The organism is Novosphingobium sp. fls2-241-R2A-195, assembly GCF_030209485.1.
Taxonomy (GTDB): domain Bacteria; phylum Pseudomonadota; class Alphaproteobacteria; order Sphingomonadales; family Sphingomonadaceae; genus Novosphingobium; species Novosphingobium resinovorum.
Window position 1 is genome coordinate 227,543 of the sequence record NZ_JARVRY010000003.1, and the last position, 20,245, is coordinate 247,787.

The following is a 20,245-nucleotide window of genomic DNA, read 5'->3' on the forward strand; positions in this document are numbered from 1 at the left end:
GAGTCAGGCGGCTTCCAGCCTGACCGTCGCAGCCGCCAGTGCCCGGCGCCATCCCGCCAGCAGGCGGTCGCGGACGTCGTCCGGCATGGACGGCAGGTAACACGTCTTCTCGCTCCGGGCTGCGGCGATGGCCTGCGTATCCGGCCAGACGCCGACCGCAAGCCCGGCGAGGAAGGCAGCACCCAAAGCGGTCGTCTCGAGATGCGCGGGGCGTTCCACCGGGATGCGCAGTATGTCGGCGAGGAACTGGCACAGCCAGGCATTGGCCGCCATGCCGCCGTCCACCCGGATGGCCGATGGGCGTGTGCCGCTGTCGGCGATCATCGCCTCGATCAGATCGAGCGTCTGGTAGGCGACCGCCTCCAGTGCGGCCCGGGCGAGGTGGGCGGGTTCGGTGTCGAACGTCAGGCCGACGATCGTGCCGCGCGCTTCCGGGTCCCAGTGCGGGGCGCCGAGGCCGACGAAGGCGGGGACCATGTAGACGCCGTGGTTGTCGGCGATGCGCGTCGCCATGTCGTCGGTCTGGCGGGCGTGCGTGATGATGCCGAGCCCGTCGCGCAGCCATTTCACCGCCGCGCCCGCCGCGAAGATCGAGCCCTCCAGCGCGTATGTCATGCGCCCGCCGATGCGGTAGGCGGGCGTCGTCAGCATTCCGTGCTCGGAGGTCACCGCCGTCTCGCCGGTGTTGAGCAGTACGAAGCAGCCGGTGCCGTAGGTCGACTTGACGGTGCCGGGCGCGAAGCAGGCCTGCCCGACCAGCGCCGCCTGCTGGTCTCCGGCGATGCCCGCCAGCGTGACCGGGGCGCCGAACAGTTCGGGCAGCGTCTGCCCGAAGACGTGGCTGCTGTCCTCCACCTGAGGCAGCATCGCCATGGGCACGCGCAGCAGGGCGCAGAGGTCCTCGTCCCAGCGCTGCGCGTGGATGTCGTAGAGCAGGGTGCGGCCCGCGTTGGTGACGTCGGTGGCGTGGACCGCGCCGCCGGTCAGGCGCCAGAGCAGGAAGCTGTCGATCGTCCCGAAGGCCAGGTCGCCGCGCTCCGCCCGCCCGCGCGCGCCCTCCACCGCGTCGAGAATCCAGGCGACCTTGGTGCCGGAGAAGTACGGGTCGAGCAGCAGGCCGGTCCGCGCGCGCACCATGGCCTCGTGCCCGGCCTCGCGCAGCTGCGCGCACGTGCGGGCAGTGCGCCGGTCCTGCCAGACGATGGCGCGGTGGATCGGCTCTCCGGTCGCGCGGTCCCAGACCACCACCGTCTCGCGCTGGTTGGTGATGCCGATGGCGGCGAGGTCGGCGGCGGTGATGCCCGCCTCGGCGATGGCCTCGCCGACGGTGGCGACGACGTCGCGCCAGATGTCCTCCGGATCATGTTCGACCCAGCCGTCCTCGGGATAGTGCTGGGCGAATTCGCGCTGCGCGGTGGCGAGCGGACGGCCCTGCGCATCGAAGACGATGCTGCGGGTCGAGGTCGTGCCTTGGTCGATGGCGAGGATATACGAATCGGCTGGCACTGGACATCTCTCCACGCGGCATTGAGGTCAGTTGACTCGAACAGATATTTTTCTTCTGGTAAGGCCAATCTACTACTCATATAGAGCACGGCGTCAATCGCCCGAACGGGATGATGGTTAGAGCGTCGCTCGGCGGGAGTGCCGCGATGGCCCGTGAAAGAGGATGTCGAATGCCTTCTTCGGACAGTTCCGTGCCGCTGGATACCGCTTGTGTGCCGTTGAGTGCCGCCGAGTGCACGTACGATCTGCTGGTCGTCGGTGGCGGCATCAACGGTGCGGGCATCGCCCGGGACGCGGCAGGGCGCGGACTTTCGGTGCTTCTGGTGGAGAAGGAGGACCTTGCGCAGCACACCTCCTCGGCCAGCACCAAGCTGATCCACGGCGGCCTGCGTTACCTCGAATATGGCGAATTCCGACTGGTCCGCGAGGCCCTGATCGAGCGCGAGCGGCTGCTGTCCATGGCCCCGCACATCATCTGGCCGCTGTCCTTCGTGCTGCCGCAAGTCAACAGCCCGCGCCCCGCCTGGCTGGTGCGGCTGGGGCTGTTTCTCTACGACCACCTCGGCGGTCGCAAGGTCCTCCCCGCCACCCGCACGATCGCCAAGCTGGACCGTGACCCGCGCGGTAATGGATTGAAATCCGGCGCAAAAGCCTTCGTCTATTCGGACTGCTGGGTAGAGGACAGCCGCCTCGTCGTCCTCAACGCAATGGACGCTGAAACTCGCGGCGCCCGCATCTGCACCCGCACCTGCCTCGTCTCCGCCGAGCGCTCCGACGGCCTCTGGACCGCGACGATTTCCGACGCGCGCGGAGAGCGCAAGATCCGCGCCCGCGCCCTCGTGAACGCGGCAGGTCCATGGGTAGCCGACGTGATCACCCGCGTGCCCGATGGCCGCAGCGACCGCGGTGTCAGGCTGATCAAGGGCAGCCACATCGTCGTCCCGCGCCTTTACGAAGGCGACCACGCATTCTTGCTGCAAAACCCTGATAAACGTGTGGTTTTCGCGATCCCCTACCAGGGCGAATTCACCCTCGTCGGCACCACCGACGAAGCCTGGCACGAAGCCCCCGGCGCCGCCGCGATCTCGGAAGGCGAGACGCGCTACCTGCTCGATACCGTGGCGCGCTACTTCACCCGCCCGGTCGGCGAGAGCGATCTGGTCTGGAGCTACGCCGGAATTCGCCCGCTCTACGACGACCGCGCCAGCAGCGCCTCGGCGGTCACCCGCGACTACGTGCTCGACCTCGATGCGGAGGACGGCCGCGCGCCGATGCTCAACATCTTCGGCGGCAAGATCACCACTTATCGCAAGCTGGCGGAGCACGCGATGGAAAAGCTCGCCCCGCTCCTTTCGCCGCAATCCCGCGCCTGGACCAGCGGTGCGATCCTGCCCGGCGGCGACATGCCCGAAGCGGACTTCGAACGCTTCGCCGCGACCCTGATTGCCCAGCGCCCGGGCCTCCCCGCCGCCCTCCTGCGCCGCTTCGCCCGCGCCTACGGCACCCGCGTCGCCACCCTGCTCGGAGACGCGCGCGACGTGGCGGGACTCGGCCACCATTTCGGCGGCGACCTCTACGCCGCCGAGGTCGATTATCTGGCCCGCCACGAGTGGGCGCGGACCGGCCACGACGTGCTGTTCCGGCGCTCCAAACTCGGCCTGAAACTCGACAAATCGGTCGAATCCGCGCTCGATGAACACCTTGCTGCATGGTCGTGATGTGGCCTGCCCAAAATGGTAAGACCTCTCTGGACATGGCGGTTTTCCGCGACTAATCAACGATAAGAATCTTGGGAGACAGAGCATGAAGGCGGTCGGAATCCGGACGCGGGCCAGCGGAGCGAGGCAGTGAGAACCGTGCGCAACTTGCGCTGGTGGATCGTCGCGCTGATCTGCGTCGGCACGATCCTGAACTACCTCGCCCGCAATTCGCTCGGCGCGCTGGCTCCCGAACTGACGAACGTGCTGCATATCTCGACGCAGCAGTACAGCTACATCGTCGGCGCCTTCCAACTGGCCTACACGATCATGCAGCCGGTCTGCGGCTGGATCGTCGACCGGGTGGGGCTGCAGATCGGCTTCGCGCTCTTCGCCGCCGCATGGTCGATCGCCAACATGGCCCACGCCTTCGCGGGCGGCTGGATGGGCCTCGCCTTTTTCCGCGGTTTGCTGGGGATGAGCGAGGCTGCCGCGATCCCCTCTGGCATGAAAGCCATCGCCGAATGGTTCCCGGCCAAGGAGCGCTCGGTCGCCACCGGCTGGTTCAACGCAGGCACCTCGCTCGGCGCGCTGATCGCGCCGCCGCTGGTCATCGCGGTCTCGCTCGCCGCCGACTGGCGCGCGGCTTTCCTCGTCACCGGCGGGGTCGGGCTGTTCTGGGCCTACGGCTGGTATCGCCTTTACCGCTCCCCGCAGAAGCACTGGGCAATCACCCCGGAAGAGCGCGCCTATATCGAGCATGACCGCCCGGTCGCGCCCGCCCGCCGCGCCTCGGCGAAGGAGATCGTCTCCAGCCCGCGTTTCTGGTCTATCGCCATCCCGCGCTTCCTGGCCGAGCCCGCGTGGCAGACTTTCAGCTTCTGGATTCCGCTCTATCTGGCGCACGAGCGCGGCATGGACATCAAGCAGATCGCGCTGTTCGCCTGGCTGCCGTTCCTAGCGGCCGACCTCGGCGGCGTGCTGGGTGGCTACCTCTCGCCGTTCTTCATGAAGCGCTTCGGCATGAGCCTGATCCCCTCGCGCGTCACGGCGATCAGCCTTGCTGCCGTGCTGATGATCGCGCCGGGCTGCATCGGTCTTGCCGCCGATCCCTACACCGCGATCGCCCTGTTCTGCGTCGGCGGCTTCGCGCACCAGATCATCTCGGTGCTGATCAACACGCTGAGCGCCGACGTCTTCTCGCCCGAGGAAGTGGGCACCGCCAATGGCTTCGTCGGACAGGCGGGCTGGCTCGGCGGCCTGCTGTTCTCGCTGCTGATCGGGCAGCTGGCCGACAGTGTCGGCTATGCTCCGCTGTTTGCCTGCCTTTCGGTTTTCGACCTTCTCGGCGCGGCCGTGCTGATCGCCATGATCGGCCGCCTGCGCTCCGCCGTTTCGGAGTAAGTTCATGCGTCAAGCGACCCTCTCCCGCCCGCCGCTGTTCCACGTCGCCGAGCGCGATACCGGCCGCATAACCCTGCGCAGCGATACCGCCGCCGTCGCGCATGTCTTCGTGCTGGAGGAGGACGTCGTGCGCCTGCTCCTGCTCCCCGAAGGCACCGTGAAGGGGCCGCCGAGCTGGGCCGTCGCGCCCGGCGCCGAGGACGTCGCCGAGCCCGGCCGCGACCGCATGAGCGTGGAGGGCTTCGCCTGCCCCGACTACCGCCTCGACGACGCCGACGGCACGCTGGTGATCGAGACCGCGCGCATCCGCCTGACGATCCGCCTCGACGGTTTCCACTGCGGCTGGGAGCAGCGCGCCGGTGACGGATGGCAGCTGATGATGGCCGATCGCCCGACGCAGAGCTATGATTTCGGCTGGTGGGACGGCCGTGTCTCGCACTACGTCGCGCGTCCGGCGGGCGAGCGCTACTACGGTCTTGGCGAGCGTTCGGGCGGCATGGACCGGGCGGGGCGTCGCCTGCGCATGACCAACCTCGACCCTATGGGCTACGATGCGGAGAGTTCGGACCCGCTCTACAAGACGATCCCCTACCTGCTCGTCGCCGATGCGCAGAACGTCTGCCACGGCGCGTTCTACGACATCATGGCGGACGTCACCGTCGATCTTGGCGAGGAGCTGGACAACTACCACGGCCATTATCGCTCGGTCGTGGCGGATAGCGGTGACCTCGATCTCTACATGATCGCCGGGCCTGACGCGCTGGCGGTGACGCGCCGTTTCACGTGGCTGACCGGCCGCCCCGCGCTGATGCCGCGCTGGGCGCTGGGCTATTCCGGCTCGACGATGACTTATACCGACGCCCCCGATGCGCAGGCGCGGATGCAGGAGTTCGTGGACAAGCTGGAGGAGCACGACATCGGCTGCACCTCGTTCCACTTGTCCTCGGGCTACACTTCGATCGGGCCGAAGCGCTACGTCTTCAACTGGAACCGCGACAAGTTCCCCGATCCCGCTGCCTTCGTCGAGAGCTACCGCGCGGCGGGGATCGAACTGGTGCCCAACATCAAGCCTGCGTTCCTGCGCGACCATCCGCGCTTCGCCGAACTGGCTGAGGCCGGGCTGCTGGTCGCCGACGCCGATGGCACGCCGATCGAGGTGCAGTTCTGGGACGAACTGGGCTCCTTCATCGACCTGACCAAGTCCGAAGGTGCGGCCTGGTGGCGGGCGCAGGTGAAGGCGGCGCTGCTCGATTACGGTATCCGTTCGACGTGGAACGACAATAACGAATATGGCGTGTGGGACCGGCGGGCGCTTTTCGATTTCTTCGGCACGCCGCGTCCGGCCGCCGAGGCGCGGCCGCTGCAGTCGCTGCTGATGATGCGCGCCTCGCGCCGGGCTCAGGTGGAGCATGACGCGGTGCGCCGTCCCTATGTGGTGACGCGGAGCGGCATGGCGGGGCTCCATCGCTACGCGCAGACCTGGACGGGCGACAACCGCACTGACTGGAAGACCATCCGCTACAATGCCAAGATGGGGCTAGGGCTGGCCCTTTCGGGCGTTTCCAATAGCGGTCATGACGTGGGCGGGTTCGCAGGCCGCAAGCCGGAGCCGGAACTGTTCCTGCGCTGGGTGCAGGCGGGCGTGCTGATGCCGCGCTTCTCGATCCACAGCTGGAACGACGATGCCAGCGTCAACGAACCCTGGATGTACCCCGAGCAGCTTCCCGCGATGCGCCGCCTGATGGCGCTGCGCCAGACGCTGATCCCGTATTTCTCGGACCTGCTCTGGCGCTATCACCGCGATTACGAGCCGGTTTCGCGCCCGCTCTGGCTGGACTTCCCCGAAGATGCCGCAGCCTGGACCGACGATGATGCGCATCTGCTGGGCCGCGACCTGCTGGTCGTTCTCGCCTGTGAGGAGGGCGTCGATACCGTCGGGACGACCTTGCCTGCTGCAGCCGACTGGATCGACCCCTGGACCGGCGCCGTTCACGTGGGCGGAGGGGCCGTCACCCTCGCGGCGCCTCTCGACGGCCTGCCGCCGGTGCTCGCCCGTGCGGGCAGCGCGATTCCGGTCGATCTCGCCCAAGGCGGGGTGCAGCCTGGCGCGTTCGAGCGGGGGCTCTGGCTGTTCCCGCCGACGCGCGGTGACAGCGCTGCGTGGTCCTTCCACGAGGACGATGGCGAGGGTTACGGCGACGCCGATGTGTGGAGCGGCACTTGCCGGGCCACTGCCGACGAAGTCACTGTGACGGTCGAGCGCACTGGCGAGGGCGTCTTCGGGAATGGCACCATCACACTGCTCCTGCCGATCGGCGATTCGCGCAAGCTGGTGGTCGATGGCTACGAAGGCCCGCCGGCAGAACATGACGGCCGCAGCGGTGTGCGCATAACGGTGGCCTGACCGCGTGAAGGTTGGTCTGCACAGCTCTTCTTCAAAGCGGAATGGCTGAAAACCTAGATTTATCGACGAAATCGGACGCTCCGGAGAGTTGGCTCTTCGGAATGTTCTGCTGCCTGTCTGCTGCTCGCCTTTTAGAGGCGATATAAATTCCGCGAATAGAGCAAAACATTTATTGCCATTGGTAAGGTCAGTTGATAATCCGCTGACCACAGGCTGACAAAGCCGCTGGGATGACCTTCGCTGGACGAAGGGGAGGAGAAAATAGATGAAACTTTGGCATCACCTCTGCGCAACCACGATCATCGCGGGCGCCGGCGCGCTCGCCGTGCCTGTGATGGCGCAGGATGCGGCTCCGGCCCCCGCCGCCGCCCAGTCCGGCGCGGCCGACAACTACGGCGGCGACATCATCGTGACCGCCAACAAGCGCTCCGAAAGCGTGCAGGAAGTGCCGCTGGCCGTTTCGGTCGTGGCGCCCGGCAAGCTGCAGACCGCCGGTGTCAGCGGTTTCCAGGATCTCTACAAGGTCGCCCCCTCGCTGCGCATCAACCCGGCGCAGCAGCCGCAGAGCGCCAATATCTCGCTGCGCGGCGTCGGCACCTATGCCTTCGGCATCGGCGTCGAGCCCAGCGTCGCGGTGCTGATCGACGAAGTGCCGCTGGCCTTCCAGGCGCGCGCCTTCACCGACCTGCCCGACGTGGAGCGCCTCGAAGTGCTGCGCGGCCCCCAGAGCACCCTCTACGGCAAGGCCGCTTCGGCGGGCCTCATCAACCTCATCACCCGTGGACCCACCGACAAGCTGGAAATGCGCGTCAATGGCAAGGTGACCAGCGACGACGAAGTCGCCAGCAGCTTCAGCGTCTCCGGCCCGCTCACCGATACCCTCGGCTTCATCGTGTCGGGCAGCTACTCGTGGTGGGACGGTAATGTCCGGAACATCACGCTGAACAAGGACGTCAACAGCCGCCAGGCCTCCAGCTTCCGTGGCAAGCTGAAGTGGGAGCCCAGCAGCGACGTCGCGATCACCCTGGCGGCCAACTACAATGACGGTGAAACCCACTCGGGCATGCCGTTCATCAACCTTGCAAGCGGCGCGCTCTATCGCGGCCGGGCCGGGTATACGGCTGACGTTGCGCTGCCGGGCATCACGGTCGGCCCCGACAACCAGCAGGTCGTCGACAACGTCGATTCGGGCACCAATTACCACGGTTACGGCGGCTACCTGCGCGGCGAATTCGGCATCGGCGACATGACGCTGACCTCGATCACGTCCTACGACCGCTTCAAGCTGCACGACTTCGTCGACCAGGACCAGACCGTCGCCCCGATCGACGGCAACAACATCGAGCGCGGCACCTTCAACTCCGAAATGGTGACGCAGGAAGTGCGCCTCCAGTCGCCTGCGGAAGACAAGTTCCGCTATACCGTCGGCGTCTACTTCGCCGACACCAGCTTCAACCGCCCGTTCTATCGCGGGCCGGACTTCTCGCTTGCACAGTGGTTCGCGACGGCCAAGCAGCGCCAGATCGCCGGTTTCGTGCAGGCGGACTGGGAACTGGTGCAGGGCCTGACGCTGACCGGCGGCGCGCGTCTGCAGAACGAGAAGGTGTCGTACACCTTCAACGACATCTACAACGGCAATGGCTACTGGTCGGGCAACGCCAGCGACACCGCCGACACCTACAAGGCCAGCGCCCGCTACGAATTTACGCCTGACATCAGCATGTTCGGCACGTTCGCCACGGGCTACAAGGGTCAGACCTACGATCTGTCGACCGGCTTCAACGCCACCCGCGCGGCGGCGGGCGCGATCAAGCCCGAGACGTCGAAGGATTGGGAGCTGGGCCTGCGCAGCCAGTTCCTCGACCGCGCCGTGACGCTCAACGTCACGCTGTTCAACACCACTTACAAGAACCTGCAGGCGCAGCAGATCGAAACGGTCGGCGATACGCAGTACTTCCGTCTCACCAACGTGGGCGGCCTGCGCACCCGGGGTATCGAGACCGAGATCTTCCTGCGTCCGGCGCAGGATCTGACGCTGAGCGCAGCGGGTACGTATCTTGATGCCAAGTACACCTCGTTCGAAGGCGCCGCGTGCTATGTCGGTCAGACCGCAGCGCAGGGTTGCACCGGAGGGTCGGTCAAGAGCCAGGATCTGACCGGTGAGCGGCTGACCTCGCCCACCTGGAACCTGCAGGCCAGCGCGGACTTCACGCCCGCACTGACCGACAGCCTGCGCGGTGTCGCTCAGGTCAGCTGGCAGTACCAGAGCGCGACCCATGCCAACGACCCGGCGACCCAGATGGACGCGTTCCACATCGTCAACCTGGGGATCGGCGTTCGCGCCGAGGACAAGGCCTGGGAAGTGGTCGCCTTCGTGAACAACGTGTTCGACCAGCAGTATTACGCCACCATCATCAACCGCGCGAGCTTCTTCGGAAACAGTGCAGCCGCCAACGCGATCCTCCCGCGTGACTTCCGCCGCTACGGCGGGGTCCGGTTCAACCTGAATTTCTGAAGCAGGATCGGGGGCGCAGGTCGCCCCCGATTTTTTCCGGGGGTGCAGGCAGCGCAAGGTCTGCACCCCCGATTTTCCGTGAGGGGGATGACGATGCTCCGCGTGCTGCTGCCTCTGACACTCGCCGCTGCCGCTCCGCTGGCGATCGCCGCCGGGCAGGAGCCCGCCTCGCCCACCATTCCCGGACCCGACGCGCCGGAACTGGCTGCGCTCGGCAGCCTGCCAGTCGGCACGAGCACGATCGAACTGGTGCAGCCGGGGCAACTTGAGCCTCTTCAGGGGGCCGACAAGCCCGCGAAAGTCGACCGCCACCTGACGGTTCGCCTGTGGTATCCCGCTGCTGCCGGCGGCGCTCCGATCACCTATCGTACGCCTCTTCCCGGAGAGGACGGAAAGGACGTGCTGTTTACCGTTCCCGGCGTGGCCGCAGAGAATGTCGCCGTCGCGAAGGGGCGCTTCCCGCTCGTGATCCTCGCGCATGGCTATAGCAACAGCCCCGAAGTGCTGGCCTGGCTGGGCGAGAACCTTGCCAGCAAGGGCTACATCGTCGCCGCGCCGGCCTTCCGCGATCCGGCGATCAGCATCCGCACCGATGCCGCGAGGGCAGGGCCGCTCTCCCGCCGTCCGCTCGACATCGCGTTCGTGGCGTCGGAGGCGGCGCGTCTGGCCGGGCGCGGGGAGGGTGTCTTCGCCGCCGCTGACGTCGGCCGCACGGCGCTCGTCGGCTATTCGATGGGCGGCTACGGCGTGCTCACCGCTGCCGGAGCGCCGCTCGATCCCGTCATGGCGAGCAGGACGCGCGGCGTGCTTCGGCCTTATGTAAAGGGCGCCGCCAAGGCCGCCACGCTCAAGGTGCCGAATCTCAAGGCCGTCGTCGTGATCGCGCCTGCGGGCGGCGCGCCGGGGCTGCAGCCATGGACGGCGCCCGGCGTGGCGGCGATCACCGCGCCCACGCTCTACATCGTCGGCAGTCAGGACAAGGCGGTCGGCTACGAGCCCGGTGTACGCAGCCTGTTCGAAGCGCAGGTCCACGCTCTGCGCTATCTCCTGACTTTCCGAGAGGCCGGGCACAGCATCGCCCTGACCGGTGCCCCGCCCGAAGCCCGTGCGAAGTTCTGGGACTTCGAGTGGTTCGAGGACGCCGTCTGGCGCAAGGACCGGTTGCTGGCAGTGCAGGCGCATTTCATCACCGCCTTCCTCGACCGCACGGTCAAGGGCGACGAGGGCAAGGCCGCCTACATGGACGGACTGGTGGTGGACTCCAACGCGGGCAAGTGGCCCGATGCACCCGGCGGCCGCTATTCGGGCTACAGCCCCGGCGCTCCGGAGGCCACCTTGTGGAAGGGCTTCCAGCCCAACAAGGCGACAGGCATGTCGCTGGAATTCAAACCTGCTTCCTGAGCATCCGCGCAACCGGGAGATGACAATGCGAAAGTTGACGATCACGCTGGGTCTGCTGACCCTCGCCTCCGCTGGCCATGCCGACGACGTGCTGCCGCCGCAGGTCGCGGTGGAGCAAGGCAAGGTCTCGGGCGTCGATGCCGATGGCGTGACCGCGTTCAAGGGCATCCCCTTCGCCGCGCCGCCGGTGGGCGACTTGCGCTGGCGCGCGCCTCAGCCCGCCGCGAAGTGGGACGGAGTGCGTGACGGGGCAGCTTATGGCCACGACTGTATGCAGAACTACAATGCGGTGCCGCTGCCGCCGGGTTCGGCACCGTCGGAGGATTGCCTCTACGTCAACGTCTGGCGGCCCTCGGGCGAGGCGGCCAAGCTGCCGGTGCTGGTGTGGATCTATGGCGGCGGCTTCGTGAATGGCTCGGCCTCGCGCCTCATCTACACGGGCACGCGCCTTGCGCAGCAGGGCGTCATGGTCGTCAGTTTCAACTACCGCCTAGGTCGCTTCGGGACTTTCGCGCATCCGGCGCTGACGAGGGCGAAGGAGGACGGCGGGCGCTTCGCCAATTACGGCTTCATGGACCAGATCGCGGCTATGGAGTGGATCAAGCGCAACGTCGCGGCCTTCGGCGGCGACCCGCAGAACATCACCATCATGGGCGAGAGTGCTGGCGGCATGTCGGTCCATAACCTCGTTACGGCTCCGGCGACGCAGGGCAAGGACCTGTTCCAGCGCGCGGTGATCATGTCGGGCGGCAGCGGATCGGCGATCAAGGCTTCCACGCTCAAGGATGCCGAGGCGATCGGCCTCGCCTTCGGCAAGGCCGAGGGTGTGGCGGCCAACGATCCGCAGGCGCTGGCCAAACTGCGTGCTATCCCTGCGCGCAGCGTCACCGGGGACATCAAGCTGGGCACCGTTCTGACCGGAGGGCCGCGCACGTTCTCCTCGCCGTTCCCGCTGGGCGACGCGGCGACGGACGTGGCGGCGGCCTACAAGGCGGGGCGCTTCGCCAAGGTGCCGACCATCATCGGCGCGACCAGCGGCGACCTCGGCGGCAGGGATGGCATGATGATCGCGGGCGCGCGCGACCTTGCCGGGACCATCGCCGGGCAGGGCGTGCCGACGTGGTACTACCGCTTCTCCTACGTGTCCGATGCGGCGGTCACGCCCAAAAGCGACGGCGCCATCCATGCCGACGACCTGCCCTATTTCTTCGACACCGTGGATATCAAGTACGGCGCGAAGACCCGTCCCGCCGACCAGGCGATGGGCCACACGATCGCGACGTACATCGCCAACTTCGTGAAGACCGGTAACCCGAACGGCCAGACTGTGCCGCAGTGGCCGGGCTATGCCGGAGCGGGCGGCCAGATGATGGACTTCGCGGCGGACGGCACCACCCGCGTCGCCGCTGATCCCTGGGCGACCTTTGCTCCCTGACACTCTCTCCCAACCTGCCCTGACGGCAGGACTTTGCCGGGCGGTCTTCCAAGACCGTCCGGCTTTTTTCTGACATTCAGGAGTCATCTGATGTATTGCATCAATGAGGTAAGGCCAATATGAAGGTGGAGAAAGGCGAGTCAGTGCGGGCAAGGGTCCGTCCGGCTCTCAAGGGAGATCACCAGTGAAGATCACTTCGGCCAAGGTCATCGTGACCTGCCCCGGTCGCAATTTCGTGACGCTCAAGATCGTGACCGATCAGGGGGTCTACGGCATCGGCGACGCGACGATGAACGGGCGCGAGAAGGCCGTCGTTGCATATCTCGAAGATCACGTCATCCCCTGCATCGTCGGCATGGACCCGCGCCGGATCGAGGATATCTGGCAGTATCTGTACAAGGGCGCCTACTGGCGTCGCGGCCCGGTAACGATGCGCGCGATTGCCGCCGTCGACGTCGCGCTGTGGGACATCAAGGCCAAGATGGCGGGCATGCCGCTCTACCAGCTGCTCGGTGGCCGCAGCCGCGACGGCGTCATGTGCTATGGGCATGCCAACGGCAGCGACATTGCCGAAACCGTCGACGCGGTCGGCCAGTACATCGACCTCGGCTATAAGGCGATCCGCGCGCAGACCGGCGTGCCGGGCATCAAGGATGCCTACGGCGTCGGCCGGGGCAAGCTGTTCTACGAACCGGCCGACGCCGCGCTCCCCTCGGTCACCGGCTGGGACACGCGCAAGGCGCTGAACTACGTGCCCAAGCTGTTCGAGAAGCTGCGCGAGACCTACGGCTTCGACCATCACCTCCTGCATGACGGTCACCACCGTTACACCCCGCAGGAAGCAGCCAACCTTGGCAAGATGCTGGAGCCCTACCAGCTGTTCTGGCTGGAGGACGTGACGCAGGCCGAGAACCAGGAAGCGTTCAAGCTGATCCGCCAGCACACCGTCACTCCGCTGGCCGTGGGCGAGATCTTCAACACGATCTGGGACGCCAAGGATCTGATCCAGAACCAGCTGATCGACTACATCCGCTGCACGATCGTCAGCGCGGGCGGCGTCACGCACTTGCGCCGCATCGCTGACCTTGCCGCGCTCTACCAGATCCGCACCGGCAGCCACGGCGCCACCGACCTCTCGCCCGTCACGATGGGCACGGCGTTGCACTTCGACACCTGGGTCCCGAACTTCGGTATCCAGGAATACATGCGCCACACCGAGGAGACCGACGCAGTCTTCCCGCACGACTACACGTTCGAGGCGGGCGAGCTGTTCTGCGGCGAGACCCCGGGCCACGGCGTCGACATCGACGAGGAACTGGCCGCCAAGTATCCCTACAAGCCCGCCTACCTGCCGGTCGCCCGGTTGGAAGACGGGACCATGTGGAGCTGGTAAGGGCCGGCGTCATGGCAAGGATCGTCTGCCTGGGCGAGGCGATGGTGGAACTGTCCGGCTCGGCGGACGCATGGAGCGTGGGGTTCGGCGGTGACACGCTGAACACCGCGATCCACCTCGCCCGCGCCGGGCATCATGTCGCCTACATGACCGCGCTGGGCACGGATGCCTTCAGCGAGGGGCTGCGAACGGCATGGTCGGCAGAGGGCATCGACTGCGGCCTCGTGCTGCGGCACCCGACGCGGCAGGCCGGGCTTTATGCGATCACCACCGATCCTTCGGGAGAGCGCAGCTTCACGTACTGGCGCGAGGCGAGCGCAGCCCGCGCCCTGTTCGAACTGGAAGCGGTGGATGGGGCGATGGACGTCGCCGAAACGGCGGACCTCCTGTGCTTCTCACTGATTTCGCTGGCGATCCTGCCACCGCAGGGGCGTCAGGATCTGCTTCGGCTGGTCGGGCGGGTGCGTGATCGCGGCGGTCTGGTCGCGTTCGACGGCAACTATCGCCCGCGCCTATGGGAATCACCCGAGGCGGCTGTGCAGATCCGCGACAAGGCGATCGCCTTCGCCGACATCGGCCTGCCGACTTTCGAGGACGAGGCGGCGCTGGACGGCGCCGGATCGCCGCAGGAAGTCGCCGCGCATTGGCAGCGTCTGGGTTGCAGTGAAGTCGTGGTGAAGCTGGGTGCCGAAGGTTGCCTCCTGCCCGGTGGCGAAGCCTGCCCGGTGCCGAGCACGCTGAGACCGGTCGATACCAGCGGCGCCGGCGATGCCTTCAATGGTGGTTATCTCGCGGCACGTATGCAGGGTATCGCGGTGTCGGAAGCGGCGCTGGCGGGGCACCGCCTGGCCGGCTGGAACGTCATGCGGCGCGGCGCGATCCCGCCGCTCGACGAGGCCGCGCCTTATGCGCTTGGATGAAGTGGTAAGATGACTTGCGAGTGCGTGCCGCTTGTGACATTCAAGGATGCATGGCGGAACGCTTGAAACTTTACCAGCGCGTGGCGCAGGAGATCGAACAGGGCATCAGGAGCGGGCAATATGCGGCAGGCAGCCGGTTGCCTGCCGAGCGTGACCTGGCCGAGCAATTCCAGGTCAGCCGCCCCACCATTCGTGAGGCGATGATCGCCCTTGAAATCCGCCAGCTGGTGGAAGTGCGCCACGGCTCGGGCGTCTATGTGGCAGAGGAAATGCCCACCGACCGCACCCCGGCCGAACTCAACGTCGGCGCCTTCGAACTGATCGAGGCGCGCATCATGTTCGAGGGCGAGGCGGCGGCGCTTGCGGCCACGGTCATGTCCGACGAGGAAGTGGCGCGCGTCGGCGAAATCCTCGAACGCATGGAAGCTCTGGACCCCGCGACGGCGGAGGAACTGGCGCTCGACCGGCAGTTCCACATGGCCATTGCAGAGGGCACGCAAAGCTCTCTGGTCGCCCAGACCGTCGAACACTTGTGGGATTTGCGTGAACAGTCGCCGCTGTGCCGCCACATGTTCGAGCAGGCTCGGCAGGTCGGCATCAACCCGCGTCCCGACGAGCACCGCCGGGTCTACGACGCGCTCGTCGAGCGCGATTCGGAGCAGGCGCGCTCCGCCATGCGCGCCCATCTGATGCGCGTGTCGGAGGACCTGCTGGCCGTCACCGAACTCCAGTTGATCGAGAAAGCCAAGCAGGAGATTGGCGAAAAGCGACGGCGGATCGCCCGTAGCCCGCTGGCCGGTGTTTCGCACTGAAGGGCATTTGACGCGCCTGCCGGTGCTCGCTACCGCTCGGCACGATGATTGCCCTTCTGTCTCCCGCCAAGACGCTCGATTTTGAGCGCGTGCTGCCGCCGCTCGCCGTTTCTACTCCGCACTTCGTGGAGGAGGCGACCAGCCTTGCGCGCTCGGCCGCGAACCTCACGCAGAAGCGCCTTTCTGAGCTGATGCATATCTCGCCGCGTCTGGCGAAGCTGAACGCCGACCGTTTTCGCGACTTCCCCGAACTGCCCGAGCGGCAGGCGCTGTTCGCCTTCGCCGGAGACGTCTACACCGGGTTCGAGGCGCATACGCTGGACGAGCCGGGTGTGACCTTCGCGCAGGATCACTTGCGCATGCTTTCTGGGCTCTACGGGCTGCTGCGCCCGCTCGACACGATCAAGCCCTACCGCCTCGAAATGGGCACTCGCTGGGCGCCGCGTCACAAAAGCCTGACCGACTGGTGGGGCGACCGCATCGCCGCGCTGCTGCGCGAGCAGGTGGCCGAGGAGGGATCGGGCGTCGTGCTCAACCTTGCCAGCCAGGAGTATTTCGCGGCCGTTTCCGGGCGCCTTTCCGGCATCCGGGTGATCGAGGTCGAGTTCCGCGAGCCGGGCCCCAACGGTCCCCGCTTCATCAGCTTCAACGCCAAGCGCGCGCGCGGCATGATGGCGCGCTGGATGTGCGAGCACTACATCACCGACGTCGATGCGATGCGCGGCTTTGACACCGACGGCTACCGCTTCGATGCCGAGGAGAGCGATGCCGACCGCTGGCGCTTCACGCGCGCCTGACGGGGACGCCGCTGCCTTCGGCAGTTAATGGAAAATGCCCATCCGGGCATTTCCTTGCGGCACCGGCCCACTCCCCCACCCGACCACCCAACGGTAGTATCCTGAGGGTAGTCGGGTGGGGGAGCGGGCCGGTGCCGCGAAATTCGCCTGCAGCGAATTTCCAAACAGCCTCTTAGGCTACCTGCGCGAGATCGTCCCCCGCATTCGCGAAGTAGCCGAGGACTTCGCCCGCCTCGATCGGCTTGCTGTAGTAGTAGCCCTGAAGGTGGGTGCACCCGGCCGACTTCGTCGCGCCGATCAGGTGCGCCTCGCTGATCCCTTCGGCGACCACTTCGGCGCCGACGTGGCGGGCCATGGTGACCGCCGCTTCCAGCACCGCCACCGAGGCCGGGTCCTGCCCGAGGTCCATGACGAGGCTGCGGTCCAGCTTCATGCGGTCGAACTTGAAGCTCTTGACCATCGACAGCGACGAGTAGCCGGTGCCGAAATCGTCGAGCGCGATGCGGAAGCCCAGCGTGCGCAGCAGGTTGAGCGTCAGCAGTGCCCGCGTGTTCCGCTCGATCGACAGCGATTCGGTCACTTCCAGGAACAGGCGCTGCGGAACGATGCCGTTACGGCGGCAGGCGTCCAGCAGGAAGCCGCTGAATCCTTCGTGCTGCAACTGCAGCGGCGACAGGTTGATGCTGAGGAACATGTCGGGCCACTGCGCGAAATCGGCCAGCGCGCGCTCGATGATCCATTCGCCGAGCCGCACCATCAGCCCGCTGCGCTCGGCGGCCGGGATGAAGCTGGAGGGTGGGACATCGCCGAGTTCGGGATGCCGCCAGCGGACCAGTGCCTCGACCTCGCGCGCGTCGTCGACGACCGAGTGGATCGGCTGATAGACCATGCGCAGTTGATCACGCTCGAAGGCGAATTCGAGGTCCTTTTCCAGCGCGCGGTCGATCGAACGTTCCTGCGCCATGGCGAGGTCGAAGGCGGTGGCACAGTTGCGGCCGCTCTTCTTGGAGGCATAGAGCGCCATGTCGGCGTTGCGCAGGATGTCGTCCACGTCCTGTGCTTCGTCGCCTGCGGTGACATCGACCACGCCCATCGAGCAGGTGACCGCGACCGCATAACCGCCAAGGCTGAAAGGCGCGCGGACCGCATCGACAAGGCCCGAGGCGAGGACGAAACCCTGCTTTCCTTCGGCCAACGGCATGGAGACGGCGAATTCGTCGCCGCCGATGCGGGCCACGACGCTCTCGCTGCCGAGGTGGTCCTTCACCCGTTCGCCGATCAGGCGCACGAGGTCGTCACCGGCGGCATGGCCGTAGTCGTCGTTGACGTGCTTGAAGCGATCTATGTCGATGACCATGCAGGCAAAGCGCCGCTCGCCGCCGATCGCCAGCAGCTTGCCGAACGTTTCGAGGAAAGCGCGGCGGTTGGGCATCCCGGTGGCGGGGTCGCTGAAGGCGAGGTTCTTCACCGCGCGGGCGTTCTGGCGGAAGGTTTCCAGCGGGTGCGACAGCGCCTGCAGTTCCTTGAGGCGGAACGTGCCGATCTCGATGTCGAGGTCGCCGTCGGCAAGGCGCTGGACGTTGCCGTGCATCCGGCGGATCGCCGGCAGGATATTGCGGGAGATGTCGAACAGGGCGAGCAGCACGACGAGGATCGTCACCAGCCCGGTCGCCAGCACCAGCAGTTGCCAGCGCCCGACCGAGGCGACGAGCTGCTGCTGCGCGCTGCGGCGCTGGGCATGGGCTCGATCGACGATGCCGTCGGCGAATTCGCCCATCGCGACATTGCGGGCCTCGATCCGGCGGGCAAGCGAGCGCGTGGCGCCGTGCTTCTGGACTTCGAGGATTTCGGCGACGTGCCGGTCGAGGTCGGCGAAGGGATTGCCCGCTTGCGGCGCGTCGTAGAACACCATGCCGCTATTGCGGAGACGGCCGAGTTGGTCGCCGATGCCGATGGCCTGGTCGGTAAGTTCGTCGCTGCTGCCGCCGGTCTCGCTGGCCATCAGGCCCCGATTGGTGGCCATGCGCAGCTTGGCGACCGCGTCGGCGAACTGGTCTGCGTTCTCGGCGATGGCGGAGGTCTGGATCAGCGCATCGCTCTGTTCGCGCAGGGCGTAGGCTTCTCGCTGGGTCACGACCTGCAGCAGGACCGTAAACACCACGATCAGCGTAAGCGCGCCCACCAGCCGCGTCTCGAGAGACGCGAACATGCGCCCGAACTTCGAATTAACGTTGAACATCTCGCACCCGAATTGTGCCGGGAATTCCCCATTCCCGTGCCATTGAGCGAGAGGTTAACGCGAATTTCCTAAGAAAATCTAATAAGGACAGTTACTTGACTGTCATTAATAGTCATTGAAATGTCATAATGAGAAAAAAGACCCGGTTCCGCACACTTGCGCGGAACCGGGGTCAGGATGGGTCCGGTCAATTCTTTGAGGCAGGCGCCTTGCGATAGTCGAGCGAGGGTGCCTTGTCGCCGAGCAGCGAGCGGTAGACGAAGTCCGGTCCGCGCCGTTCGTCCAGCTCCTTCTTCGCAGCGGCCAGCGTGTCCGGGCTCTGGAACAGCTGCGCGGCGGTCAGGGCCAAGGTCTTGGCGGCCACTTCGGCGCCCTTGGTGCCGACGCTGTTGCCGCTGGCGGCGACCGCCTGCCAGCTGTGCGGCGGCGTGCCGGGCGCCCAGGTGCCCGCCGACATGCCCGCCGTGGGCGTGGTGTAGCTGACATCGCCGACGTCGGTGGAGGCGGACATGATCTCGCCGCTGGAATAGGGCTCGACCCCGGTGGTGCGCTTGCGGCCGCCCTTGGGCAGGGTGGCCGCGATCTTGTCGATGAACGCCTGTTCCTGCGCGGTATAGGTGGGCAGCGGAACCTGCTTGAGGTTGTCGTACATCACGTGGCCCAGCGTGTCGTTGGGAAGCAGGTCGAAGGTGCCGCCGATCTGGTCGTACTCGACCGTGGTGCCGGTGCCGAGCGCGGCGCCTTCGGCGGCCTTCTTCACGCGCTCCATGATGTCGGCGACCTGCTGCTGGTCGGGGTGGCGCACGTAGTAGTAGACCTCGGCGGTGTCGGGCACGACATTGGGGGCCTTGCCGCCATCGGTGATGACGTAGTGGATGCGCGTTTCCTGCGGCACGTGCTCGCGCATCATGTTGACCATGTTGTCCATCGCCTCGACGCCGTCGAGCGCGGAGCGCCCGCGCTCGGGCGCGGCGGCGGCGTGCGAGGCGAGGCCGTGGAAGCGGAACTTGGCGCTGACGTTCGCAAGTGCATGGCCCTGCATGGCGCTATAGCCGTCGCCCGCGTGCCAGTGCAGCATGGCGGAAACGTCCTGGGTCAGACCGGAGCGGACGAGGAAGACCTTGCCCGATCCGCCCTCTTCGGCGGGCGCGCCGTAGACCCGCAGTTCGCCCTTGATGCCGTGCGCGACCATCCAGTTCTTGGTGGCGATCGCCGCCGCGACCGAGGCGGCGCCGAACAGGTTGTGACCGCAGGCATGACCGGCGATCCCGTCGATGACGTGGCGCTCAGGCTCGGCCGCCTGGGCGAGGCCGGGAAGGGCGTCGTACTCGGCGAGGATGCCGATGACCGGGCCGTCTCCGTTCTTGAAGCTGGCGACGAAGGCGGTGGGCATGCCTGCGACACCGGCGGTCACCTTGAAGCCTGCCGCCTTGAGGTCCTTCTGGAGAAGCCCCGAGCTTTTGGTCTCCTGGAAGCCGACTTCGGCCCAGGACCAGATCTGCAATGCATTGCGCGCCATCGCGGGAGCGCCGCGATCGACTTCGGCGAGGATCGCGGTGCGGTCGGCATCGGCCAGCGGTTCCGCTATTGCTGGGGTGGAAGCGAGCGCGGAAAGGGAGAGCAGGGCGGTACGAAGACGGGATTTCATCGGGCTACATCCTCATCGAAGGGTCGTATCGAAAGGGGTGCCTGCGCGGATCATGGCGATCCGCGCAGGCGGGC

Annotated in this window: 13 protein-coding genes; 10 read left to right on the forward strand and 3 right to left on the reverse strand. The window is 66.6% G+C overall.

Annotated elements, in window-relative coordinates; genetic code table 11:
* Nucleotides 1–3 precede the first annotated feature (3 nt).
* On the reverse strand, nucleotides 4–1,506 hold the full coding sequence (gene glpK / locus QRN25_RS03055; RefSeq protein ID WP_285017392.1) for a glycerol kinase GlpK: 1,503 nt from the start codon (nucleotides 1,504–1,506) through the stop codon (nucleotides 4–6).
* A 170-nt stretch (nucleotides 1,507–1,676) separates the two neighbouring features.
* Between glpK and QRN25_RS03060 the strand changes: the two genes are divergently transcribed.
* The 10 genes from QRN25_RS03060 (at nucleotide 1,677) to yaaA (ending at nucleotide 16,284) form a co-directional block, all read left to right on the forward strand.
* Nucleotides 1,677–3,224 (forward strand): glycerol-3-phosphate dehydrogenase, encoded by a 1,548-nt coding sequence (locus tag QRN25_RS03060; RefSeq protein ID WP_285017394.1) that lies wholly within the window; start codon nucleotides 1,677–1,679, stop codon nucleotides 3,222–3,224.
* Between the two features lie 129 nt (nucleotides 3,225–3,353).
* Entirely contained in the window at nucleotides 3,354–4,607 is a 1,254-nt protein-coding gene (locus QRN25_RS03065; RefSeq protein ID WP_285017395.1) for an MFS transporter, read from the forward strand.
* 4 nt (nucleotides 4,608–4,611) lie between these two features.
* Nucleotides 4,612–7,011, forward strand: coding sequence for a glycoside hydrolase family 31 protein (locus tag QRN25_RS03070; RefSeq protein WP_285017396.1), 2,400 nt, complete (start codon nucleotides 4,612–4,614; stop codon nucleotides 7,009–7,011).
* A 265-nt stretch (nucleotides 7,012–7,276) separates the two neighbouring features.
* Nucleotides 7,277–9,526 carry a TonB-dependent receptor gene (locus QRN25_RS03075; protein ID WP_285017397.1) on the forward strand — a complete coding sequence of 750 codons (2,250 nt, stop codon included), beginning with the start codon at nucleotides 7,277–7,279 and terminating at the stop codon, nucleotides 9,524–9,526.
* A gap of 93 nt (nucleotides 9,527–9,619) precedes the next feature.
* The gene (locus QRN25_RS03080; RefSeq protein ID WP_285017398.1) at nucleotides 9,620–10,927 is read left to right on the forward strand and encodes an alpha/beta hydrolase family protein; all 1,308 of its coding nucleotides are present in this window, start codon (nucleotides 9,620–9,622) and stop codon (nucleotides 10,925–10,927) included.
* 25 nt (nucleotides 10,928–10,952) lie between these two features.
* Nucleotides 10,953–12,362, forward strand: coding sequence for a carboxylesterase/lipase family protein (locus QRN25_RS03085; RefSeq protein ID WP_285017399.1), 1,410 nt, complete (start codon nucleotides 10,953–10,955; stop codon nucleotides 12,360–12,362).
* Nucleotides 12,363–12,546: 184 nt separating this feature from the next.
* Nucleotides 12,547–13,755 (forward strand): D-mannonate dehydratase ManD, encoded by a 1,209-nt coding sequence (gene manD / locus QRN25_RS03090; protein WP_285017400.1) that lies wholly within the window; start codon nucleotides 12,547–12,549, stop codon nucleotides 13,753–13,755.
* A gap of 11 nt (nucleotides 13,756–13,766) precedes the next feature.
* On the forward strand, nucleotides 13,767–14,675 hold the full coding sequence (locus tag QRN25_RS03095) for a sugar kinase (RefSeq protein ID WP_285017401.1): 909 nt from the start codon (nucleotides 13,767–13,769) through the stop codon (nucleotides 14,673–14,675).
* 50 nt (nucleotides 14,676–14,725) lie between these two features.
* Entirely contained in the window at nucleotides 14,726–15,487 is a 762-nt protein-coding gene (locus QRN25_RS03100; protein ID WP_285017402.1) for a FadR/GntR family transcriptional regulator, read from the forward strand.
* Between the two features lie 44 nt (nucleotides 15,488–15,531).
* Entirely contained in the window at nucleotides 15,532–16,284 is a 753-nt protein-coding gene (gene yaaA, locus QRN25_RS03105) for a peroxide stress protein YaaA (RefSeq protein ID WP_285017403.1), read from the forward strand.
* A 172-nt stretch (nucleotides 16,285–16,456) separates the two neighbouring features.
* Here yaaA and QRN25_RS03110 read toward each other — a convergent pair whose 3' ends face one another.
* Both QRN25_RS03110 and QRN25_RS03115 read right to left on the reverse strand, forming a co-directional pair.
* A complete protein-coding gene (locus QRN25_RS03110; RefSeq protein ID WP_285017404.1) occupies nucleotides 16,457–18,493 on the reverse strand; it encodes a putative bifunctional diguanylate cyclase/phosphodiesterase in 2,037 nt (678 codons plus the stop codon).
* A gap of 217 nt (nucleotides 18,494–18,710) precedes the next feature.
* Entirely contained in the window at nucleotides 18,711–20,171 is a 1,461-nt protein-coding gene (locus QRN25_RS03115; protein ID WP_285017405.1) for an amidohydrolase, read from the reverse strand.
* Nucleotides 20,172–20,245 lie beyond the last annotated feature (74 nt).